Annotated in this window: 15 protein-coding genes; 4 read left to right on the top strand and 11 right to left on the bottom strand. The window is 69.4% G+C overall.

Annotation, left to right across the window (positions count from 1 at the left end):
• Nucleotides 1–37: 37 nt before the first annotated feature.
• From MRBLWO12_RS11330 to MRBLWO12_RS11310, 5 genes are read right to left on the bottom strand one after another with little or no spacing between them, the layout of a single operon-like run.
• Nucleotides 38–4,675 carry an ATP-dependent helicase gene (locus tag MRBLWO12_RS11330; RefSeq protein WP_363555501.1) on the bottom strand — a complete coding sequence of 1,546 codons (4,638 nt, stop codon included), beginning with the start codon at nt 4,673–4,675 and terminating at the stop codon, nt 38–40.
• 45 nt (nt 4,676–4,720) lie between these two features.
• Complete coding sequence (locus tag MRBLWO12_RS11325; RefSeq protein WP_363555499.1) at nt 4,721–5,395, bottom strand: GAP family protein; 675 nt, start codon at nt 5,393–5,395, stop codon at nt 4,721–4,723.
• 16 nt (nt 5,396–5,411) lie between these two features.
• Nucleotides 5,412–5,750 (bottom strand): SHOCT domain-containing protein, encoded by a 339-nt coding sequence (locus MRBLWO12_RS11320; RefSeq protein WP_363555497.1) that lies wholly within the window; start codon nt 5,748–5,750, stop codon nt 5,412–5,414.
• A 1-nt stretch (nt 5,751) separates the two neighbouring features.
• Nucleotides 5,752–6,204: a DUF6325 family protein gene (locus MRBLWO12_RS11315; protein WP_363555495.1), complete on the bottom strand. Its 453-nt coding sequence runs from the start codon at nt 6,202–6,204 to the stop codon at nt 5,752–5,754.
• Nucleotides 6,201–7,154, bottom strand: a complete 954-nt coding sequence (locus MRBLWO12_RS11310; protein WP_363555493.1) for a DUF1214 domain-containing protein — start codon at nt 7,152–7,154, stop codon at nt 6,201–6,203. Before MRBLWO12_RS11310 ends, MRBLWO12_RS11315 begins: the two co-directional genes overlap by 4 nt.
• A 153-nt stretch (nt 7,155–7,307) precedes the next feature.
• Here MRBLWO12_RS11310 and MRBLWO12_RS11305 point away from each other — a divergent pair, with 153 nt between their 5' ends.
• A complete protein-coding gene (locus MRBLWO12_RS11305) occupies nt 7,308–8,396 on the top strand; it encodes an ATP-binding protein (RefSeq protein ID WP_363555491.1) in 1,089 nt (362 codons plus the stop codon).
• Here the strand turns inward: MRBLWO12_RS11305 and MRBLWO12_RS11300 are convergent.
• Nucleotides 8,371–10,977 (bottom strand): LuxR C-terminal-related transcriptional regulator, encoded by a 2,607-nt coding sequence (locus MRBLWO12_RS11300; protein ID WP_363555489.1) that lies wholly within the window; start codon nt 10,975–10,977, stop codon nt 8,371–8,373. The genes MRBLWO12_RS11305 and MRBLWO12_RS11300 overlap by 26 nt on opposite strands.
• A 182-nt stretch (nt 10,978–11,159) precedes the next feature.
• On the opposite strand from MRBLWO12_RS11300, the gene MRBLWO12_RS11295 reads away from it, so the two are divergent.
• Nucleotides 11,160–12,797: a SulP family inorganic anion transporter gene (locus MRBLWO12_RS11295; RefSeq protein ID WP_363555487.1), complete on the top strand. Its 1,638-nt coding sequence runs from the start codon at nt 11,160–11,162 to the stop codon at nt 12,795–12,797.
• A gap of 75 nt (nt 12,798–12,872) precedes the next feature.
• On the opposite strand, the gene MRBLWO12_RS11290 is transcribed toward MRBLWO12_RS11295, so the two are convergent.
• Together MRBLWO12_RS11290 and MRBLWO12_RS11285 are read right to left on the bottom strand one after the other, a co-directional pair.
• Nucleotides 12,873–14,582, bottom strand: coding sequence for an ABC-F family ATP-binding cassette domain-containing protein (locus MRBLWO12_RS11290; protein ID WP_363555485.1), 1,710 nt, complete (start codon nt 14,580–14,582; stop codon nt 12,873–12,875).
• Between the two features lie 260 nt (nt 14,583–14,842).
• The gene (locus MRBLWO12_RS11285) at nt 14,843–15,496 is read right to left on the bottom strand and encodes an alpha/beta hydrolase (protein WP_363555483.1); all 654 of its coding nucleotides are present in this window, start codon (nt 15,494–15,496) and stop codon (nt 14,843–14,845) included.
• Between the two features lie 72 nt (nt 15,497–15,568).
• Here MRBLWO12_RS11285 and MRBLWO12_RS11280 point away from each other — a divergent pair, with 72 nt between their 5' ends.
• Entirely contained in the window at nt 15,569–16,171 is a 603-nt protein-coding gene (locus MRBLWO12_RS11280; RefSeq protein ID WP_363555481.1) for an NUDIX hydrolase family protein, read from the top strand.
• A gap of 134 nt (nt 16,172–16,305) precedes the next feature.
• Here the strand turns inward: MRBLWO12_RS11280 and MRBLWO12_RS11275 are convergent, their stop codons facing one another.
• Entirely contained in the window at nt 16,306–17,373 is a 1,068-nt protein-coding gene (locus tag MRBLWO12_RS11275) for a threonine aldolase family protein (RefSeq protein WP_363555479.1), read from the bottom strand.
• Between the two features lie 245 nt (nt 17,374–17,618).
• Between MRBLWO12_RS11275 and MRBLWO12_RS11270 the strand changes: the two genes are divergently transcribed.
• The gene (locus MRBLWO12_RS11270; RefSeq protein ID WP_363555477.1) at nt 17,619–19,100 is read left to right on the top strand and encodes an MFS transporter; all 1,482 of its coding nucleotides are present in this window, start codon (nt 17,619–17,621) and stop codon (nt 19,098–19,100) included.
• Between the two features lie 116 nt (nt 19,101–19,216).
• On the opposite strand, the gene MRBLWO12_RS11265 is transcribed toward MRBLWO12_RS11270, so the two are convergent.
• Nucleotides 19,217–19,870, bottom strand: coding sequence for an SDR family oxidoreductase (locus tag MRBLWO12_RS11265; protein WP_363555475.1), 654 nt, complete (start codon nt 19,868–19,870; stop codon nt 19,217–19,219).
• Nucleotides 19,871–20,000: 130 nt separating this feature from the next.
• Entirely contained in the window at nt 20,001–21,476 is a 1,476-nt protein-coding gene (locus MRBLWO12_RS11260) for a DUF6421 family protein (RefSeq protein ID WP_363555473.1), read from the bottom strand.
• Between the last annotated feature and the right edge of the window lie 37 nt (nt 21,477–21,513).

Raw genomic sequence — 21,513 nt, 5'->3', positions numbered from 1 at the left:
GTGGCCGGCGCCTCCGACGGGATCGGAGTGCGCAGGGTCAGACCGCCTTGCGCAGGGTGTAGCCGCGGGGAGTGACGACGAATCCGGCTTCCTGCAGGGCGAGGGCGAGTTCGGTGCCGTAGACGCCTTCGCCGTTGACCTTCTCGACCGTGAGCGTGTCGAGGCGCCGACCCCGAGCGGTGGCGGCCAGGTCGGTGGCCGCGGCGCGCAGCACCTCGCCATCGTCACTGAACGAGAGCACGGTGCGTCCGCCCCGTTCGAGGTAGAGCACGAGGGCACCGTCGACCAGCACGACCAGGCCACCCGCCTTGCGCCCAGGGCGATGCGACACCTCGTCGAGCTTGGGCCACCCGAGCGCGGCGCCGTACGGGTTCGCGGGGTCGGTGGCCGCGAGGGTCACTGCCGTGCGGGGTGCGGGGTCGGCGAGTCCGGCGAAGGTGCGCAGACGGTCGACCGTGGCCGATGCCGCGAACTGCGCAGCACCCAGCTTCTCGATCACGTAGCCGCGGCGACAGTGGCCGGCTTCCTCGAAGCCCGCGAGCACACGATAGGCCTGAGCGAAACCGCCCGGCACGCCCTCCGCCTGCACGGCGCCGCGGGTGACGACGCCGTAGCGGTCGAGCAGCAGCCCTGCGGTGACGGTGGCGCGCCGCGCGGCGTCGGTCTCGACGGTCGGCAGCAGCGACCATCGGCCGCCGATCGAGGTCGGGCGCGGGGCCGTGCGCGTCAGCGACATGCCGCGGTACGTGCGCGTGCGCGGCGCCTTGCGGGTCACGCGATGCGCCTGGGAACCCCCGGCGAGCAGCGAGCGGATCGGTGCGAAGGTGTCGTTCGTGACGTGCCCCGACCAGGTCAGCGACCACAGCGCCTCCAGCACGGACTGCTCGTTCTCGGCCGCCGCCATCTCCTTCAGCTGGGCGGCGAAGTACGCGCCTCCCGCCTGCAGCGCCGTGAGCAGTCGTGCCTCGAGAGAGTCGGCGGCGACCTCGGCATCCGGTTCGGGGAGGGTGAACGGAGCGAGGTCGGCGGGGTGCAGCGATACCCAGCCGTCACGTCCCGGCAGCGTGCCGTGCCCCGACCAGATGACCTCGCCGGCCGCGGTGAGCTCGTCGAGCATCGCGGGGGAGTAGTCGCGCACGCGCGAAGGGAGCACCAACGACTCCCACGCGCTCGCGGGGATCGGCACACCGGCGAACTGCTCAATCACGCTGATCACACCGTCGAGGCCGTCGAGCGGACGGCCCAGATGCTGCCAGTCGGGCAGGAAGCGCGCATACGCCTCCGGCGATACCGGCTCGACGCTGCCCCGGATCGCCGCGAGCGACCGCATCCGCAGTCGCCGCAGGACCTCGGTGTCGCACCACTCGATGTCGGAGCCGGAGCCGGCCGCTTCGGGCAGGAAGTACCCGCTCGTCAGGCGCCCTGCGGCCTCGAGCCGTTGCAACGTGTGCCGTGCGACCGCCGCGCCGATGCCGAAGCGGGTCGCGATGGCATCCGTCGTGAAGGGGCCGTGCGTGCGGGCGTGCCGAGCGACGAGATCGCCCAGCGGGTCGGCGAGCGGTTCGAGGAAGGCGACGGGGATGCCGGTGGGCAGCGCGACCCCGAGCGCATCGCGCAGGCGCCCCGCATCCTCGATCGCCGCGACGCGGGTCGTGCCCGCGATCGTGACGGGGATCGCTCGCCGTGCGGCGATGAGCGCATCGAGGTGCGCGGCGGCGGTCTCGATGCGCACGACGTCGGCATCGGCCTCGTTCTCAGGGGAGAGTCGGGCGGCGACTTCGACGGCGTCGAGCGGTCCGAGCATGCGCAGGAGGTCCGCGACGCCTTCCAGCCCTCTGGCGCGACGCTCGGGGTCCAGACGCTGAGCCTCGCGCTCGAACTGCGCGATCACTTCGGGGTCGAGCAGCTCACGCAGCTCGACGGTGCCCAGCAGCTCGCCGAGCAGCGCGGGGTCGACTGAGAGCGCCGCCGCCCGCCGTTCGGCCAGCGGAGAGTCGCCCTCGTACATGAATGCGCCGACGTATCCGAACAGCAGATCGCGCGCATAAGGGGAGGGCTGGGCGGGCTGCGTCTCGACCAGGCGCACCCGGCGGTCGGCGATCGAGGTCGCCAGACGCCGCAGGGAGGGGAGGTCGTAGACGTCTTGCAGCACCTCGCGCAACGTCTCCAGGATGACCGGGAAGGTGGGATGCCGGCGCGCGACCTCGAGCAACTGCGCAGAGCGCTGCCGCTGCTGCCACAGCGGGGATCGACGGTTCGGGTTGGTGCGCGGCATCAGCAGCGCGCGGGCGGCGCACTCGCGGAACCGCGAGGCGAACAGCGCGGACCCGCCGACCTCCTCCGTGACGAGGTGTTCGAGCTCATCCGGGTCGAACACGAACAGCTCCGCGCCGGGAGGCTCGGCCTCGGCATCCGGGATGCGCACGATGATGCCGTCGTCGCTCGCGACCGCCGACCCCTCGACCCCGAGGCGTTCGCGCACCCGGGCGTTGATCGCCAGCGCCCACGGTGCGTGCACCTTCATGCCGTAGGGGGAATGCAGGATCACACGCCAGTCGCCGACCTCGTCGCGCCCGCGCTCGACCGTCAGCGTGCGGTCGGTGGGGAGTGTGCCAGTGGCCTCGCGCTGCTCGCTCAGATGCGCCAGGAGGTTCGTGCGGGCCTGCTCGTCCAGTCCCGCCTCGATCAGGCGCTGCGTGGCCTTCTCCGGGGTCGCCGTCGAGACCTCGCGCGAGAACCTGCCGAGCGCCTCTCCGAGTTCGAACGGACGCCCGATGCCGTCGCCGTGCCAGAACGGCACCTTGCCCGGCTGGCCGTACGCGGGGATCACGTTGACGCGGTCGTGCGTGATCTCGGCGATCCGCCAGCTCGTGGTACCGAGCGTGAACACGTCGCCCACGCGCGATTCGTAGACCATCTCCTCGTCGAGCTCGCCCACCCGGGCGCCGGTGGTCTCGCCCGCCACGAAGACGCCGAAGAGACCGCGGTCGGGGATGGTGCCACCGCTCGTCACGGCGATGCGCTGGGCGCCGGGGCGGCCGGTGAGCGTTCCGGCGTCGCGGTCCCACACCAGTCGGGGGCGGAGTTCGGCGAACTCGTCGGAGGGGAAGCGTCCGGCCAGCAGATCGAGCGTGGCCTCATACGCCGAGCGCGGCAGCGACTGGAAAGGCGCAGAACGGCGCACCGTCTCGAACCACTCCTCGACGCTGATCGCCCCGAGAGCACTGGCGGCCACGGTCTGCTGGGCGAGGATGTCGAGCGGATTGCGCGGCACCTGGATCGCCTCGATCTTGCCGGCCAGCATCCGCTCGGTGACGATCGCGGTGTGCAGCACATCGCCGCGGTGCTTGGGGAACAGCGCGGCGCGGCTGATCTCGCCGACCTGGTGACCGGCACGTCCCACTCGTTGCAGCCCTGATGCGGCCGACGGCGGCGCCTCGACCTGGATCACGAGGTCGACCGCGCCCATGTCGATGCCGAGCTCGAGGCTGCTGGTCGCCACCACGCACCGCAGCACACCCGATTTGAGCTCCTCCTCGACGAGGGCGCGCTGTTCCTTCGACACCGATCCGTGGTGGGCTTTCGCCAGCACGGGGTCGGCACCGGCCGTCGCCCCTGCCTGCGCCATCATCTGTGCGGGCACGGTGGTCTCGGGGAGCGGGGCGCCGATGCGCTCGGAGTAGATCTCGTTCAGGCGACCGGTCAATCGCTCGGCCAGGCGCCGCGAGTTCGAGAACACGATGGTCGAGTTGTTCTGCAGGATGCGGTCGACGATCGCCTCCTCGACATGCGGCCACACCGAGCCGGTGACCTCGGTGTACTCCGCGTCTCCCGCATGCGGTGGGGTCCCTGAGCCCGTCGACGGGCCGGGAGGCGGAGGCGGATTGGTCATGTCGTCCATCGGCACGACCACCGAGAGCTCGAAGGTCTTCGACGCAGGCGGCGCGACGATCTCGACCGGCGCCGATCCGCCGAGGAACCGGGCGACCTCGTCGATGGGGCGCACCGTCGCCGACAGCCCGATGCGCTGGGCCGCCGTGAACTCGCTGGGTTCCTGAGCCTGTTGAAGGGCATGTGAGCGACGCAGCGCGTCCAGACGCTCCAGGCTCACGGCCAGGTGGGCACCGCGCTTGGTCGCAGCCACGGCGTGCACCTCGTCGATGATGACGGTGTGCACCCCGCGCAGGGTCTCGCCGGCGCGGCTGGTGAGCATCAGATACAGCGATTCGGGCGTGGTGATCAGGATGTCGGGCGGATCGGAGACCAGCTTGCGCCGATCGCTCGATGTCGTGTCGCCGGAGCGCACCCCCACCGTGACGGCAGGAGCAGGGATGCCCAGGCGACGGGCGGACTGACCGATGCCGATCAGGGGAGAGCGCAGGTTGCGCTCGACGTCGACGCCCAGTGCCTTCAGCGGCGAGATGTAGAGGATGCGCGTGCGGGGCTCGCTCTTCGCGGGAGCTTCTGTCGCGCTCGTGCGCTCGCGGAACACGCTGTCGATCGCCCAGAGGAACGCCGAGAGCGTCTTTCCCGAACCGGTCGGAGCGACCACGAGGGCGTGCTTGCCGGCCGAGATCGCCGTCCATGCGCCGGCCTGCGCGGGAGTGGGCGCGGGGAACGCCCCCCGGAACCAGTCCTGCGTGGCGGGGGTGAAGCGGTCGAGCACGTCGCTCATCCCTCCATCATCACGCCTCCCACCGACATCCGGGTGGTCGGGGACTCAGAAGCTGGCGATGCCCTTGCCCAGCAACTGCGCGCCGAGCACGATGAACAGGATCGTCATGATGGTCGCGTTGTTCGCGGTGAGCCAGATGCGGATGCCGGCGAGCACGGTGGCTGCTCGTGCGGGAGCCGCGACCGCGGTGAGGACGGGCACGGTCACGCTGAGCGCGGCGATCACCGTGAAGACCACGGTGGTGAGTGCCATCGCGCCGGCATCGAGCGAGCCTCGTCCGATGGTGGCTCCGGCTGCAGCCGCCATCATCAGGTTCTTCGGATTCACGGCGGCGAGCGCGAAGCCGAGACCGATCGCGGCGAGCGGCTTCATCGAGTCGATCTTCGACATCCACGAGGGCAGCTCCGCGGTGAGGCCCGGAGCGGGACGCGACCGCCACTGGCGCACCGCGAGCAGGAGGAGCAGCGCGCCCAGGACCAGCTGGAACGTCCCGATGACCGGCTCCGATCCTCCCGATGCGTCCGGCTCCGGCACGGCGCCGGCGAGCAGCACGAACGTCGTCGTCGCGACGAGTACACCGACGATCCAGCCGAGCAGGAAGCCGAGTCCCAGCTGCTTCGACCGAGGGGACATCAGCATCAGGATCACGGCGATGATCGGGAGGGGGCTGATCGCGATCGCGACCGCAGAGGGCAGCGTAGTGCCCAGGACATCCAGCATCTTCTGTCCGCTCTGCTCAGGAGCCGAGAAGCTGACGCTTCGCCAGAGCGAACTCGTCCGCGGACAGCAGGCCCTGCTGCTGGAGTTCGGCGAGCTGCTGGAGCCGCGCGACGAGGTCGATCGGAGCAGCGGCTGCGGCAGCGGGTGCCGGTGCGGGTGGGGCCAGGGGAGCGGCGGCCGCCTGCTGTGCGTATGCGGCCTGCTGCTGGTGCTGGAGTGCCTGCTGCTCGGCGGCTCTGGCGTGCTGGCGCTGGGCGACGGCACCGCTCACGGCTGTCGCGGTTCCGGCGACCACGGCTGTCCGTGCGGCCATCCCCAGGAGACCGGGGCGGCCTCCTCTTCGCATCAATGGCATGTCAGATGTCCTCTCCGGTGGCGACCAGGGCGGCCGATACGAGCTCGTTCACCAATGGCGCGGGCACTCTCTCCGTGCGCACCACTCGCCCGCCCTCGGAGGCGAGTCGGGAGGCGAGTTCCGTTGCCCAGCGCATCTCGATCGCGGCGATGGCCACACCGAAACCGGGCGCGGTGTGCGCGATGGACTCCGCGATGTCGTCCTCGCCGATGAGGCCTTCGATCTCCAGCTCGAGTCCTATCCCCGAGAGCGCGTGCGCGGCATCCTCCCGGAGTTCGGTGAGGTGGACCGATCCGTCCGCGCGCCGGGCGACCACGACGAGGTCGACCACGCGTACTGTGCCGGATGCCGACAGCGTCAGGAGCGCATCGAGGACGGCGGGGGCGAGGCCCTCTCCCTCGAACTCCACGACATACACCTCGATCGGACCATAGGCGAACCCGGATGACGTCATGATCCGGCTCCCGCGATGCCAGGGAAGGTCCAGGAGCCGTTCAGCACCTCGGGGCGCGGGCGATACAACCGCACCAGGTAGTTCCAGCCCTCCGTGATCGGCAGCGCATTGGGCGCCGACGGATCGCCGCCGAAGTGCACCGTGATCGTGCCGTCGTCCTCGCGCTGCCCCGTGATGTTGTTCACGCTGTAGGCGCCGGATGGGTTCGCCTCGAAGTAGCCGTCGGCGTTGTACAGCGAGATCGACCAGAAGCCGTCGACCGGGACATCTCCGATCGTCAGCGTGTACTCGCCGACCGGCAGCTCCGGGTTGACGTTGATGTAGAACGCCTCGGTCTCCGGCAGGCCGCCCCATCCTGCCGCGGCACCGAGGAGGTGGCGGATCGGGTCGACGTCCTCCTTCCTGCCGAAGGCGCGGTCGAATCCTCCCAGTCCCTTCGCGAGCTCGAGGATCGCGCCGCGCGTCGCCGCGAAGGAGGCCTCGTCATATGGGGCAGGGGCGAACTGACCGCCCGCGACAGAGGAGAGCGCCAGCTGATCCTGCAGCGCGTTCACGGCCGCGACATCCGCCGGATCCTCCGGGTCGACCAGCACCCGCGCGGCCGCGAGCACGAAGTCGCTGCCGAGCGCGTCGGCGGTCAGGTCGTACGTGCCGCCGGAGTGCAGCACGAGGTTGATGTAGTGGTCCTCGTTCACGAACATGACCGAGATGTAGCGCTCACCGGCATCCGGGATCGTGATGGTCGCGCCCTGGGACACATCGATGATGGCCGCGCTGTAGAGCGTGTCGCGATTCATGCGGATGACGGTCTGCTGGTCGATCGGCGTCGGCGTCCGGTAGTGGTTCCAGATGTTCGATCCGCCGGCCGCGGCGGCGATGCCGGCGAACATGCGGGCACTCTCGACGCGGACGAAGTTCTCGAACGTGACGTGGACGGAGGAGTCGGACATGGCGGCCTTTCGTCGGGTGTGCGACCATCCTGGGGTATCCGCAGTGGCGTGCGCATCATCAAACGAGGATGATCTCGATCAGGAGAATTGGTGAGTGCGCAGTCGCACGGGATGTACTGGGGTGCGCAGCGCGAACGAAAGGCACATCGCACGATGACGAATCTCACGATCGGGAGTGCCTTCGGCGACCCCGAGATCCCCGTCCACCTCGACGCCCGACGATTCAACCGGCACACCTTCTGGTGCGGCCAGAGCGGCAGCGGCAAGACATATGCGCTGGGCGTCGTGCTGGAACAGCTCCTGCTGAAGACGGAGCTGCCGCTGCTCATCCTCGACCCGAACGGCGACTACACCCGGCTGCGCGAGACACGTCCATCGGCGCAGGGCGACGATGCATCGACGATCTCCGAGCGGGACATCCGCGTGTTCCGCTCCGGGCCTTCCGGTGGCGAGCCCCTGCACGTGCGCTACACCGAGCTCTCCGTGGCGTCGAAGGCGGCGGTGCTCCAGCTGGACCCGATCGCGGATGCCGATGAGTACAACGTGCTGCTGCACGCCGGCGCCGACGCCCAGGACTTCGACCCCGGGCATCTGCTGTCGCGACTGCGCGCCTCGGGTGATCCGGGGCAGGCGCGACTCGCGAACCGGATGGAGAATCTCCAGGTGCTGGAGTGGGATCTGTGGGCCCGCGGTGCGTCGACCGTGCTCGAGGCCATCGACGAACGTCCTCATGCCACCGTCCTCGACCTGGGCGGGTTCGCGCATCCCGTCGAGCCGAAGGTCGCTGCCCTCGCGGTGCTCGAGCACCTCTGGGCGCGCCGTGAGGAGCGCCGTCCCGTGCTGATCGTCATCGACGAGGCCCACAACATCTGCTCGCCGAACCCGCAGACCGCTGTCGAGCGCGCTCTCACCGCGCAGCTCGTGCAGATCGCCGCGGAGGGCCGGAAGTTCGGCCTCTGGCTGCTCCTGTCGACCCAACGTCCGACCAAGATCCACCCGAACGTGCTCTCCCAGTGCGACAACCTCGCCCTGATGCGGGTGAACGCGCCGCGTGACCTCGCGGAGATCGCCGACGTGTTCGGGTTCGCGTCGGATGAAGCCATCCGTCGCTCCTCCGGTTTCGCGCAGGGGCAGGCGCTGTTCGCCGGCGGGTTCATCTCCGAGCCGACGTTCGTGCAGATGGGGGCCCGTATCACCGAAGAGGCCGGCGGCGACGTCAGGGTGCCGCTGCGCGCGCAGTGATGCCCTCGCGCAGTCGCAGACGGACGGCTTCACGGCGGTTCGCCACCCCGAGCTTGCGGTAGATCGACCGCTGGTGGGTGCGGATCGTGTTGACCGATACGAACAACGCAGCACCGATCTCGATCGCCGTCATCGTGGTGCCCAGATACGCGTAGATCTCCCACTCGCGTGCCGAGAGCATGGTCCCGAGATCGAGAGCCGCAGGCGCTCGCCGGTCATCTTCGGCGACACGCGCGGCGAGGAAGGCCTCGTGAGCGGTGCCGGTGGCGGCGTGCCGGACCAGGAGCTCCCTCAGGCGCCCGTCGTTCCGGGAGAAGGGCAGGACCACGCCGTCGGCGGCACCGGCGTCGAGAGCGCTCTCGATCCGCCGGTGCGCCTGACGCGGGTCGCCGCGCTCGTCGGCGATGAGCGCGGCCGTGACCCGGGCCGACGCGGCCACATACGAGATCGACAGTTCCGGAGCGGTGAGTGCGGCGAGCAATTCGGTGGCATCGGCGATACGGCCGGCACGACGAGCGATCTCGGCCGCCTCGATGCGAACGCCGGGGATGTTCTTCAGCGGACGGAGGGGTTCGATCGCCGTCATCGCGCGGTCGAAATCCCCGGCGGACGCGAGCAGCGCGGCGTTCGCGATGCTCCGGTAGGCGGGCCACGGCACGCCGCGCGTCTCCCGCGTGCTCACGCGCGAGATCAGTTTTCGTGCCGCGCTCAGTGCTGCGGGGCTCCCCTCCCGTGCGGCGCAGAACGCGAGGTAGACCCGGGCGAGGGCGGTGTACGACGCGTCGTGCCCGCCCTCGGCGACCAGCACGCCGAAACCGGCCTCGGCATCCGCCATCCGGTCCTGCCAATAGTCGGTGAATGCACGGGCGAACAGCTCGATGCCGCCGTCGTAGTACTGCCAGTCGTCGGCATCGTCGTCGCGCGCGCGATGGTCCTCGATCAGCCGTCGTGCGGCGGAGAGGGAGCCGCCGTAGCTGAGGGAGAAGAGCAGATTGGTCGATGCGCGTCTGGCGAGGACGGCGCGGCGGGTGGCGATCGCCTCCTGCTTCGCGGATTCGAGCAGTCGGACGGCGCGCGGCGGGTCGCGGCGCAGGCGCAACTCGGCCCAGCCGAGGAGGAACAGGGAGTACGCCTGCATCGACGCCGGAATGTCACCGCGCTCGAGCACTGCGCGGGCGCTGTCGGCCGCCGCGGACAGCGCGGTGTGCTCGTGTGCGAGGAACAGCGCCGCGAACGCGTTGGTCGCCTCATGGGCGGGAGCGAGTGCCCCGAGCGTGGCCGCTTTCGAGGCGAGCAGGGCAGCGCCGGTCCGGTCGTCGAGCTGATCCAGGCAACAGGCGCGGATCAGCAGGATCTCCGGATGTTCGGCGAGATGCGGTGGCAGTGCGACGCACAGGGTGCGCAGCGCCTTCGCCCCGTCGTCGACGATCACCCGGAGCCAGGACGAACGGATGATGTCGATCGCCAGGGCGGGCTCGTCAGCCCGCAGGGCGTGGCCGACAGCCTCCGCGGGATAATACGGTGCCATCCAGCGCGCCGCGATGACCTCCAGAGCGCGTCGACGCGCCCCGCTCGCGCGTGTCAGGATCTCCCGGCAGCGCGCGGCGAACTCATCATGCCAGCGGTACACGCGGGCGCCGTCGGGGTCGAGGTAGCGGTCGAGGAAGAGCCCTTGTGCGATGCATTCTTCGAGGAGTGACTCGCTCTCATCGACACCGCTGAGCGCGCGGGCGAGAGCGGGCGTCAGCCGGGAGCATACGCTCGTGGCGAGCACGAACCGTTCCAGGTCCGGGCGCAGGCGGGGTAGCACGTTCCCGGCGATGTAGTCGGTCAGCAGCACATCGGAACCGATCAGAGCGGGGCCGGCGTGGCCGGCGAGCCGGCGAAGCTGCACCGCGATCGGCCAGCCTCCTGTCGCGTCGAGCAGGGCTTCCGCATCGGCCTCATCGATGGCAGACGGGGCGTCCTGCGCGATGTCGGCCGCGGTCAGGGCGAGGTCGGCACCGGTCAGGACAGCGGCCTCCCGGCTCACGAGCGACCGCGAGAACCAGCTCGACAGTTCGGGCGTGCCGGCGAGAGCGAATCGGAGCCGTCCTGCCGTCAGTGCGGTCAGCACGTCGACCACGCCGCCGGCGAGCGAGGGGCCGGCGTGATGTGCGTCATCGATCACGACGACGATCGTCTCATCGAGTGCGCCCATGGTCTCTGCGATCCGACCGATGATGGCGCGGGCATCCGCATCCGGTGCCGGCATTCCTCGGACGGCGGCGTCGGGGGCGAGCTCGGCGAGTCGTCGCATCGCGCTCAGGATGCCGGAGAGCACCAGCGTGTCATCCCCGTGATCGTGCGGGGTCAGCGTGAGCCAGGCCGTCGTGGACGGGTGGTGGCTTGCCCATTCCGCGAGCAGGACGGTCTTTCCGTATCCGGAGGGTGCCGCCAGCAGAGTGACCTGACTGGTGGCGAGAGAATCGGACAGCAGGGAAAGCAGCCGCGTGCGCGCGATGGTCCCCGCCGTGGTCTGCGGTGGGGAGGTGAGGAACCACGGAGACGGTGCCCGAAGGGTCGCGGGGTAGCCATCCATAGAGCCACATGATATCGATGTGCGGTCGGTCGAGGGGCGGACGGGGACGAGCCGCGACACCGATGCCCTCATCCTTAGGTGATGAGATCGGCTCTCGATTCTTCCGGGTCACGGTCCCCGCGGAGCAATGTGGAGGGGGAACGCGACCGGCGGCCCGTCGTTTTTCTGAGGAGGCGCAGCCGATGCGGACCCCCCTGCCCGGTGTGACACGAGAGAACTTCGTGCGAGAAGCGCTCGCGGGCGTGACGTTGCTCGCGATCGCCGTTCCGTTGAACATCGGCTACGCACAGATCGCCGGGCTGGCCCCGGTCGCCGGGCTCTACGCCCTCGTCGTCCCGACGATCGTCTACGCCCTGCTGGTCTCATCGAGACAGGTCGTGGCATCGCCGGACGCCGCGGCTGCCGCTCTCGTATTCGCATCCTTGACCGGGCTCGGCATCGCCGGTGATGACTTCGCCTCGATGGCGGCCGCACAGGCGATCCTGTGCGGCGTCTTCCTGGTCGCAGCGTCGGTGCTGCGTCTGGGGTTCCTCGCGAACTTCCTCTCGCGGCCCATCCTGGTCGGTTTCGTCTCGGGTCTGGCGCTGGAGGTGCTCCTCAGCCAGGTCGCCAAGATGCTCGGCATCCGTCTCGCGGCTGACGAGGAGTTCTTCGCGCAGGCGCTCGATCTGGCTCTACGGATCGGGGAGACGTCATGGGTCTCCCTGGCGATGAGCGCGGCGGCCGTCACGTTGCTGCTTCTCGGACGACGGTTCGTGCCGTCCGTTCCCGGTGCGCTCGTCGTACTGGTGGGAGCCACGGTCCTCACCGTCGCACTGCGCCTCGACGAGGCAGGAGTCGCTGTGCTCGGCGTCATCGACGGAGGTCCGCCGGAGTTCGCGTTCCCCGCACTGGGATGGGCGCAATGGCTGGCGCTCGTCCCTTCTGCCCTTGCGCTGGCCATGATCACGATGGCGGAGGGCGTGCTGATATCGCGGTCGTATGCGGACAAACGCGGGTATCCAGTGTCCGCCGATCGCGATCTGCTTGCCTTCGGCGCGGCGAATGTCGCGGCGGGGATGTCGATGTCCTTCTCGATGGGGTCCTCGACCTCACGGACGGCGGCGATGGATCAACTCGGCTCGCGCACGCAGCTGCCGAGCCTTGTCCTGGCGGGTGGATCGCTGATACTGCTGCTGGTCGGCACCGAACTTCTCGCCCAGATACCGTCCCCGGTGATCGGTGCGGTCGTCGCCGTGGCCGTGATCAAGCTGATCGGGCTGGGAGAGCTGCGCGCTTTCTTCCGGCTCTCGCGCTACGAGTTCGGCATCGCCGTGGCCTGCCTGCTCGGGGTGCTGATCATCGGACCGCTCGGCGGCCTGTTCCTCGCCTTCTTCTTGGCGCTCGTCAACCTGGCGCGCAGAGCGTCGAATCCGGAGATCGACGTGCTCCACGCGTCCGAGGATCCGCAGCAGACACCTGTCGTCGGAGTGCCGACGGCCGGTGTGGCCGGCGTCCTCGTGATCCGCTTCGCGGCGCCACTGTTCTTCGCGAACGGTGCCGTGCTCGTCGACCGCGTTGCCGAGATCGTGCACGCTGCGGGGCCCGGTCTGCACGCGGTCGTGATCGACGCGGAGGGCATCACGGACGTCGATGTCACAGGGGCGGAGGCGCTGCGGGGGATTGAGCGGTCGCTGCGTGGTGCCGGCATCACGATCGCTGTGTCGCGTCTGCGTCCGGGGTTGCGAGAGCGGTTCGCACGGTTCGATCTGTTGGACGGCGTCGTCGAGTTCGACTCGAATCGGGCCGCCCTCTCCGCACTGACGCGGGGGACGGTGTGACGGGTGTCACCAGGGAGCCGGCAGTTTCGCCGGCGCCGTACTGACCCGCCACACCGTCGCCCGGTGCGGACCACCTCAGCTCGCGTCCGCCTCCCGCAGCGCGCCGTCGGCGTCGATCTCCAGCCGTAGATCCAGGTCGAGCCGCGCGAGGAACGCGTCGTCGTGGCTCACGATCAGCACTGCTCCGCGATAGGCGCGCAGCGCCTCGATGAGCTGGTCGACCGTGTCGATGTCGAGGTTGTTGGTCGGTTCGTCGAGCACCACGAGGTGCGGCGCCGGATCCGCGAGGAGCAGCGTCGCCAGCGCCACCCGGAACCGCTCGCCTCCCGACAGCGAGTCGATCGGCCGATCGGCCGTCGCGCCGCGGATCAGGAACCGCGCGAGCCGGTTGCGCAGCTCCTTCTCCGGTACGTGCGGCGCCGCCGCGGCGATGTTCTCGAACACCGAGCGGCCTTCCTCGAGCCCGTCCACGCGCTGCGGCAGGTAGGCGACCAGCGCGGTGTGTGCGCGCGCCTGCAACGGCGGCCGTTCGCAGCTCAGGAAATCCAGGCCATCTTCGGCGGAATCGGGTGTTTCGAGGCTCGGAAGCCCCGTTTCTCCTGAGTCATGAACGCGCGCGCCGTCGGCGACGACACCCGCACTCGCCACCAGGCGCTCCAACAGCGTCGTCTTCCCTGCGCCGTTGCGCCCGACCAGCGCCACCCGCTCCGGTCCCTGGACCACCCACGACCGCTCGCCGTCGCCGATCGTCGCGATGCGTCGGGTGCGGGACACCTGTGGGTCCGGGAGCTCGATCTTCATCGAGGCGTCGGAGCGGATGCGGCGGCCGGCCTCGTCGTGTGCGGCACGGGCGGCATCCTCCTTCGCCCCGACCTCGGTGCGCAGCTTGCCTGCCGACACCTCCGCGGCCATCTTGCGACCATGCGCCACGATCTTCGGCACACGCTTCTCCCGCTCGGCCTTCTTCGCCGTGCGTGCCCGATGCGCGAGCTTGGTCTCGGCCTCGATGCGCTGCCGCTTCTCCTTGCGCACGGACTGCGCCGCTTCGCGCTCCGCCTGCTTCGCGGCATCCTGCTCGGCGTCCAGCCAGGCGCGCCACTGCGAGTACGGTCCGCCGAACACGCTCAGCGTGTGCGCGTACAGCTCGGCGGTGTCGTCCATCAGCTCCAGCAACGAGACATCGTGGCTCACCACGATCAGGGTGCCCTTCCAGGCCGCGACCATGGCGGCGAGCTTCGCGCGCGCGTCGCGGTCGAGGTTGTTGGTCGGTTCATCGAGCAGCGTGATGGGTGCGCGACGCAGGCGGATGCCGGCGATCGCCACCAGCACGGCCTCGCCGCCCGAGAGCTCGCCGACACGACGGTCGAGGAAGTCCGGGGCGAGGCCGGCCTCGGCGAGCGACACCTCCGCGCGCGCCTCGATGTCCCAGTCGTCGCCGACCGTGTCGAAGTGCACAGGGTCGACGTCGCCCGCGGTGATCGCACGCACTGCATCGAGCGCCGGCGCGACGCCGAGGAGATCGGCGACCCGGCGATCGACGTCGAGCGTGAGCCGCTGCGGCAGGTAGGCGACCTCTCCGCTGCTGCTGAGCGCGCCGGCGGTCGGTGTCAGCTCGCCCGCCATCAGGCGCAGCAGCGTGGACTTGCCGGAGCCGTTGCGGCCGACGAGGCCCGTGCGACCGGCGCCGAATGAGCCGGACACCTGATCCAGCGCGATCGAGCCGTCGGGCCAGGTGAAGGTGAGTCGGTCCAGAGTGACCGAGGCGTGAAGGGTAGGGGTGGACATGAGGTCTCCTGTCGAGTGCGAGGGTGCACTGACACCGGAGCACCGGCGGGGTCGTCGAGAGTCGACGCCCTCGAAGGGCGGTGCGGGCCGTGTGAGTCGGCGATCGTCGGGTCAGCGCGCGGAAAGAGAGGCGCGGAGGCGACGGATCAGATCAAAGGACTTCCAGACACGGCGGACAGGACTCCCCGACGATACCCGGGCGTGTCGCGCTTCGCAACCCTCGGGCGTGTCGTTTCGTTCCTGACCGGAGACGGCGGGTCTCAGGGCGTGATGCCCTCGACCCACTTGGTCAGGAACAGCCGCACGTCGACGAGCTCCTCCTCGGAGATGCTGTGGGTGAGGCCGATGTAGACACGGCCGGACAGCTCGGAGTGCTCGGGCAGCCACTGCGCGGTGTGATCGATCAGTGCCGGAGGGATGACGTCGTCGTGCGAACCGCGTCCCCAGAACACCGGCGGCCGCAGCTCCTTCAGATCGTCGTCGTGCGGCAGCTCACCCGGCGCCGCATAGCCACTGAGGGCTGCCACGGCGCCGAAGCGCTCCGGAGCCAGCCGTAGGGCCTGCAGCGCCACTGCTGCACCCTGCGAGAATCCCAGCAGGGCGACGGAGGATGCCCCGGTCGCCGCGGTGTCGAGCCACCGGAGGAAGGCGTCGGCGGCGGCGGTCACCGCATCTGCACTGCGCCCGTCGAGGCCCTCGATCGGGTACCAGGAGCGGCCGGGCATGGGCCATGGCGGTGTGAGCGGCGCGGCCACGGATGCGGCGGCGATGCCCTCGGGCAGGTGGGGGACGAGCCCGAACAGGTCGTGCTCGTCGGCGCCGTAGCCGTGCAGCAGCACCACCAGCGGCATCCCGGCGCGGTCGGGCGTCGACCAGCGCGTCGCGGCGTCGTCGATCGTCAGTTTCTCGCTCACTCCTTCATCCTGCCAGGGCCCTCCGACGTCCACACTGTGTCGACGGAGAGGTGCGGCTGGTAGAAAGGACGCATGGCCGTTCGCACACCTGATCCCGATCCTGAGCCCGACGACGGCCTCGGAGCTTACGGCGACGGGCAGCAGCCCACCCGAGACTCCAACCCCGGCTGGCTGAGCGAGTTCGAACTCGCGGAGGCGCGTCGGCACCTGCCGATGCTCTACGTCGAGGCGATCCCCGTACGCACCGACGGCTCGGGTCAGGTGATCGAGATCGGCATCCTGCTGCGGTCCACACCGATGGGCGAGATGACGCGGACGATCGTCTCCGGCCGCGTGCGCTTCGGCGAGACCATCCGCGATGCGCTCTTCCGCCACGTCGAGAACGACCTCGGACCCATGGCGTTCCCGCTGCTGCCGCCGCAGCCGCTTCCCTTCACGGTCGCCGAGTACTTCCCCATCCCCGGCGTCAGCGCCTATCACGACGACCGTCAGCACGCGGTCTCGCTGGCCTTCGTCGTGCCCGTCACCGGCACGTGCGAGCCGCGTCAGGACGCTCTCGAGGTCACCTGGTTCTCGCCGGAGGCCGCCGGATCCGACGCGGTCGCTGCCGAGATGGAGGGCGGCAGGGGCACGCTGATCCGACAGGCCCTCGCGAACCTGGGCCTGCTGCGCTGACGGCCCGCCGTGCGCGGTGGCTGCTGCCGAGTGCACGGGATGCTGCCGAGTGCACGACGTCGTGACGCACGCACCTCGTGCACTCGACGCGAGGCCGTGCACTCGGCGCCCACGATTCGCGGCCCGAGGGCGGGTCAGGGTGCGGTGAGGCGCGACAGCTCGGTGACGAACGCGTCGACGTCGGACTCGTGCGTGTCGAAGCTGCACATCCAGCGCACCTCATTGCGCGCCGCATCCCAGTCGTAGAAGCGGAACGACTCGCGCAGGGCATCGGCGACACCATCGGGGACAGTTGCGAAGACGCCGTTGGACTGCGTCGGCTGGGTGAACGAGACGCCGTTGATGGAGCCTGCCGCGATGCCGGCCTCGATCTCGCCGCGCAGTCGTGCGGCCATGGCGTTCGCGTGCCGGGCGTTGCGCAGCCACAGGTCGCCCTCGAGCAGCGCGATCAGCTGTGCCGAGACGAAGCGCATCTTCGACGACAGCTGCATGTTGAACTTGCGGGAGTAGACGAGTCCATCGGATGCCGCGGGGTTCAGCACCACGACCGCCTCGCCGAGCATGGCGCCGTTCTTGGTGCCGCCGAAGCTCAGCACGTCGACGCCGGCGTCGCGCGTGAAGGCGCGCAGCGGCAGGTCGAGTGCGGCGGCGGCATTCGACAGTCGCGCACCGTCGAGGTGCAGCTTCATACCGCGCTCATGGGCGTGGTCGGCGATCGCACGGATCTCTTCTGCGGTGTACAGCGTGCCGAGCTCGGTCGACTGCGTGATCGACACGACCAGCGGCTGTGCCCGGTGCTCGTCGCCCCAGCCCCACGCCTCGCGGTCGATGAGCTCGGGGGTGAGCTTGCCGTCCTCGGTCGGGACCGTGAGCAGCTTGAAGCCGCCGATCTTCTCGGGGGCGCCACCCTCGTCGACGTTGATGTGGGCCGTGGAGGCCGCGATCACGGCGCCCCAGCGCGGCAGCATCGACTGGAGTCCTGTGACGTTCGCTCCGGTTCCGTTGAACACGGGGAACGCCTCGACGCCGTCGCCGAACTGCTCCTGGAAGACCTCCTGCAGCCGAGCCGTGTAGACGTCGCTGCCGTACGCACCCTGGTGCCCGTCGTTGGCCTCCGCGATGGCCGCGAGGACCTCGGGGTGGATGCCGGAATAGTTGTCGCTGGCGAAGCCCCGGATCGCGGGGTCATGCTGGATGCTCACCGATACAGCCTAAGGCCCTGGCCCGCGGCGACCGGCGTGCGGGCCTCTGATTCCCCCTGTCCAGGGGGCGGATTCTTCGAGCTGCCGACGGATCACGGACGAATGGACGGAACACGGACCGATCGACGGGAGAACCTCCGCCGATCATCGTGGTCTCCGTGAACCGTCGGCTCCGACAGGTCCGTGAACCGTCGGTCCGGGGGAGAGGGGTTCCGGATGTCGGAGGTGCGCTCTACCCTCGGAACATGCAGCGCACCGCAGCGAAGACGGCCTTCGCGAATGTCCTCGTCAACACGTTGATCGCCAACGTCACGACGAGCTTCCTGTGGTTCGCGCTCACGTTCTGGGTGTACATCGAGACGCAGTCCGTGCTGGCCACCGGAATCATCGGCGGCGCGTACATGTTGATGGTCGCGTTCTTCGCGATGTTCTTCGGCACGATCGTCGATCGGCACCGCAAACACACCGTCATGCTGCTCTCGAGCGTCATCTCGGCCATCGCGTTCCTGCTGGCCGGCGTGCTGTACGTGTGGCAGCCCGAGAGCGCGCTGCTCGACCTCGGCGGACCGTGGTTCTGGCTGTTCTCAGCGGTCATCCTCTTCGGCGGCGTGATCGAGCAGCTGCGCAACATCGCCCTGTCGACCACGGTCACGCTGCTCGTGCCTGAAGACAAGCGTGCGAACGCCAACGGTCTCGTCGGCACCGTGCAGGGTCTCGCCTTCCTGGTGACGAGCGTCTTCTCGGGACTCTCGATCGGGTTCCTCGGCATGGGGTGGACCCTCGCGATCGCGATCGTCGCGATGGGGTTCACCTTCGTGCACCTGCTCTTCATCCGTATTCCCGAGGGCACCCCCGAAGCCGACCCCGAGGCGAAGAGTGCCCTGGACTTCCGCGGGAGCGTGCGCGCGATCCGGTTGGCGCCCGGTCTGTTCGCCCTGATCATCTTCTCGACCTTCAACAACCTCATCGGCGGCGTCTACATGGCGCTCATGGATCCCTACGGACTCACGCTGTTCAACGCGCAGATGTGGGGTTTCGCTCTGGCCTTCGCCTCGACGGGGTTCCTGATCGGTGGACTCCTGGTGGCGAAGTTCGGTCTCGGTGCGAAGCCGATGCGCACGATGCTCCTCGTCGTGATCGCGATGGGGCTCCTGGGGTCCGTCTTCATGCTGCGCGAGTGGTGGCCGCTGTATGTGCTGGGCATGTGGGTCTACATGGCGCTGGTGCCCCCGGTGGAGGCGGCGGAGCAGACGGTGATCCAGAAGGTCGTGCCGTTCGAGCGTCAGGGGCGCGTGTTCGGCGTCGCTGCGGCGATGGAGGCGGCCGCAGCCCCGATCACCGCATTCCTGATCGCGCCGATCGCCGAGTTCCTGATCATCCCGTACATGAAGACGCGGGAGGGGCAGCAGCAGTGGGGGTGGCTCCTCGGTGAAGGTGAGGCCCGCGGCATCGCGCTGATCTGCCTGTTCGCGGGACTGATCATGGTCGTGGTCGGCACGCTCGCGTTCTTCACGAAGTCATACCGTCAGCTCACCGAGCTGTACACGAACGCCCCGGATCCGGTGCCTGAACAAGAGGGCGAGAGGGATGCCGGGAACGACCCCGAGTCGGTCGCCGCAGAGGGTGAGCTGCCGGATGCCGTGTCGTCGGGCCGGGAGTCGCGCGACGGCGCCAGGAGGTTTGACGCCCCGCCGATCGTTCCAGGGATGCCGCCTGACGCACGGTGACGGCCGGCGACGACGTCTGGTGACGACGTCTGGTGACGACGTCTGGTGATGGCAGGGCGCAGGATGACGGCGCGTGTTGATGGCGCCTGAAGATTGCGGGGTGCGCCGGGGGCGCGTCAGGCGAGGTCGATCACACGGTCGTTGAGGTCCGCAGCATCCATGTCCCACAAGGCGCGGATGCGGCTGGCGAGACTCTGCGGGTCGAGGGACTTCGCCCGGTACACGACGGATGCCGCGCGCAGCGGTTCGCCGGACTCGCGGGCTGCCTTCGCGAAGCCCTGCGCGACCGCCCGGGCCCACGCCTCGCTCGCGGCCTTGATCGCGGCATAGTTCGCGCCACCGGCGAGCGGGCGGGCGACAGCGGTGGACGACACGATCGCGAAACGTCCGGCATCCGACGCCTGCAGTGCCGCGTCGAACGCGCGGCTGGTCGCGCGCACCGCCTCGAGCGCGGGGAGCAGCGCGGCGAAGTCCTCGTCGCTCTGCCCGGCGAGCCCGCCACCACCGCGCCATCCGCCGACCAGGGGCACGACGGCATCCACGCGGCCGATGCGGGCTGCCAGATCCGTCATCTCGGCGAGGGAGGTCGCATCGGCGACCTCGATCTGCGCGCCGGCATCCGCCAACTCCTGCAGCCGTTCGGTCGAGCGCCCGGTCGCGATGACCTGAGCGCCGGCAGACCGCAGCGTACGGGTCGCGGCGAGGCCTGCGGCGCTCGTCGCTCCGGCGAGCAGAACCGTGCGGCCGGAGATGTCCTGGTGATCGGTCATGTCTCTCACTTTCGCGGATGGAAGACACTTCTGCGGCCAGAACCGGCGGAGTGATCCGCAGAAAGTGGTTCTGGCCGCAGAAGCAATGCGCCCCAGCGCCGTATCCGTACGCGCCTCAGGCGCGTGCCGGTCAGTCGTCGGTGCCGCGGATGCCGACCGTCGACTCGATGACGGGCTTCATCTTCTTGTCGAGGGTCTCGAAGAACATCGACAGCGGGAATTCGTCGTCCATCACCGCATCCGTGTAGCCCTTCGGCGCGCCGGCGAGGATCTCGTCGGACAGACCGCGCGCCCACTGCGACGCCGGGTGCGGGGTGAGGGTGCCGCGGACGAGCTCGTACGCCGCCAGCCAGTGCGCGACCTTGGGGCGGTCGATCGAGTGCCAGTACAGGTCGTCGATCGCGTCGCCCAGTGCCACGACGGCATCCGGCACGTTGTCCCAGTCGAAGGCGAGAGCGGTGTCGGTCCAGTGCAGCACACCGCGCTGGTGCAGCCACGCGAACAGCAGCTGACCGCCGACCGCGTCGTAGTTGCGCGTGCGGGTGCCTGTGATCGAGAAACGGAAGATCCGGTCGAAGATCACCGCGTACTGCACGAGGTGCGCGTAGTCGTGCATCTCCTGCTCGGTGTCGGTGAGCACTTCGCCGGCCGCGATGCGCGCGGCGAGGGCACGCTCGATCTTCACCGATTCGCGGAACGCCGTCATGTCGCAGCGCATCTCCTCGAGCGAGTAGAGGAAGAACGGCATGCGCTGCTTGATCATGAACGGGTCGAACGGCAGATCGCCGCGCATGTGGGTGCGGTCGTGGATGATGTCCCACATCACGAAGGTCTTCTCGGCCACCTGCTGGTCGTCGAGCATCGCGGCGGCGCGCTCCGGCAGGTCGAGGTTGGTGATCTCGGCAGCGGCGCGGGTGACGCGGCGGTACCGGGCGGCCTCGCGGTCCTGGAAGATCGCGCCCCACGTGAAGGTCGGGATCTCGCGCATCGCGACGGTCTCGGGGAACAGCACGGCGGAGTTGGTGTCGTAGCCGGGCGTGAAGTCGACCAGGCGCAGCGAGACGAACAGCTTGTTGCCGTAGTCGCCGGCCTCGAGCGCAGCGATGAACTCCGGCCAGATCGTCTCCACGATCAGCGCCTCGACCAGGCGATCGCTCGAGCCGTTCTGCGTGTACATCGGGAAGACGACGAGGTGGCGGATGCCGTCGACACGGTGCTGCTGCGGCTGGAAGGCCACGAGCGAGTCGAGGAAGTCCGGCACGCCGAAGCCCGAGGCGACCCAGCGGTCGAAGTCGACGATCGAGGCGGCCAGGTACTCCGCGTCGTGAGGGAAGGCAGGAGCGAGAGCGCGGATCGCTCCGGTGATGGCGCTCACGAGGTCACGCGCGGTGGCGTGGTGCGCGGCATCCGGGATCGAGCCGTCCTTGATCTGGAACTCACGGATCGCGATCGCGGCATCCTTGAGCTGGGCCCAAGCAGGGGAGTTCTCCACGCCCTTCGACAGGCTCAGGGACCCATCGGGGAGGCTCAGGGACCCATCCTCGACGACCTCGGGTTCGCCGACGATGGCCTGTGCAGCAGAGCTGTGGGCGGAAATGATGGACATCGGGACCTCCGATCATGCGGCATGCCGGAAACTTTCC

The sequence above is a fragment of the Microbacterium sp. LWO12-1.2 genome (assembly GCF_040675875.1).
Classification (GTDB): Bacteria; Actinomycetota; Actinomycetes; order Actinomycetales; family Microbacteriaceae; genus Microbacterium.
Note: the sequence above shows the minus strand (reverse complement) of the source record. Positions and strands in the feature narration are given on the sequence as shown.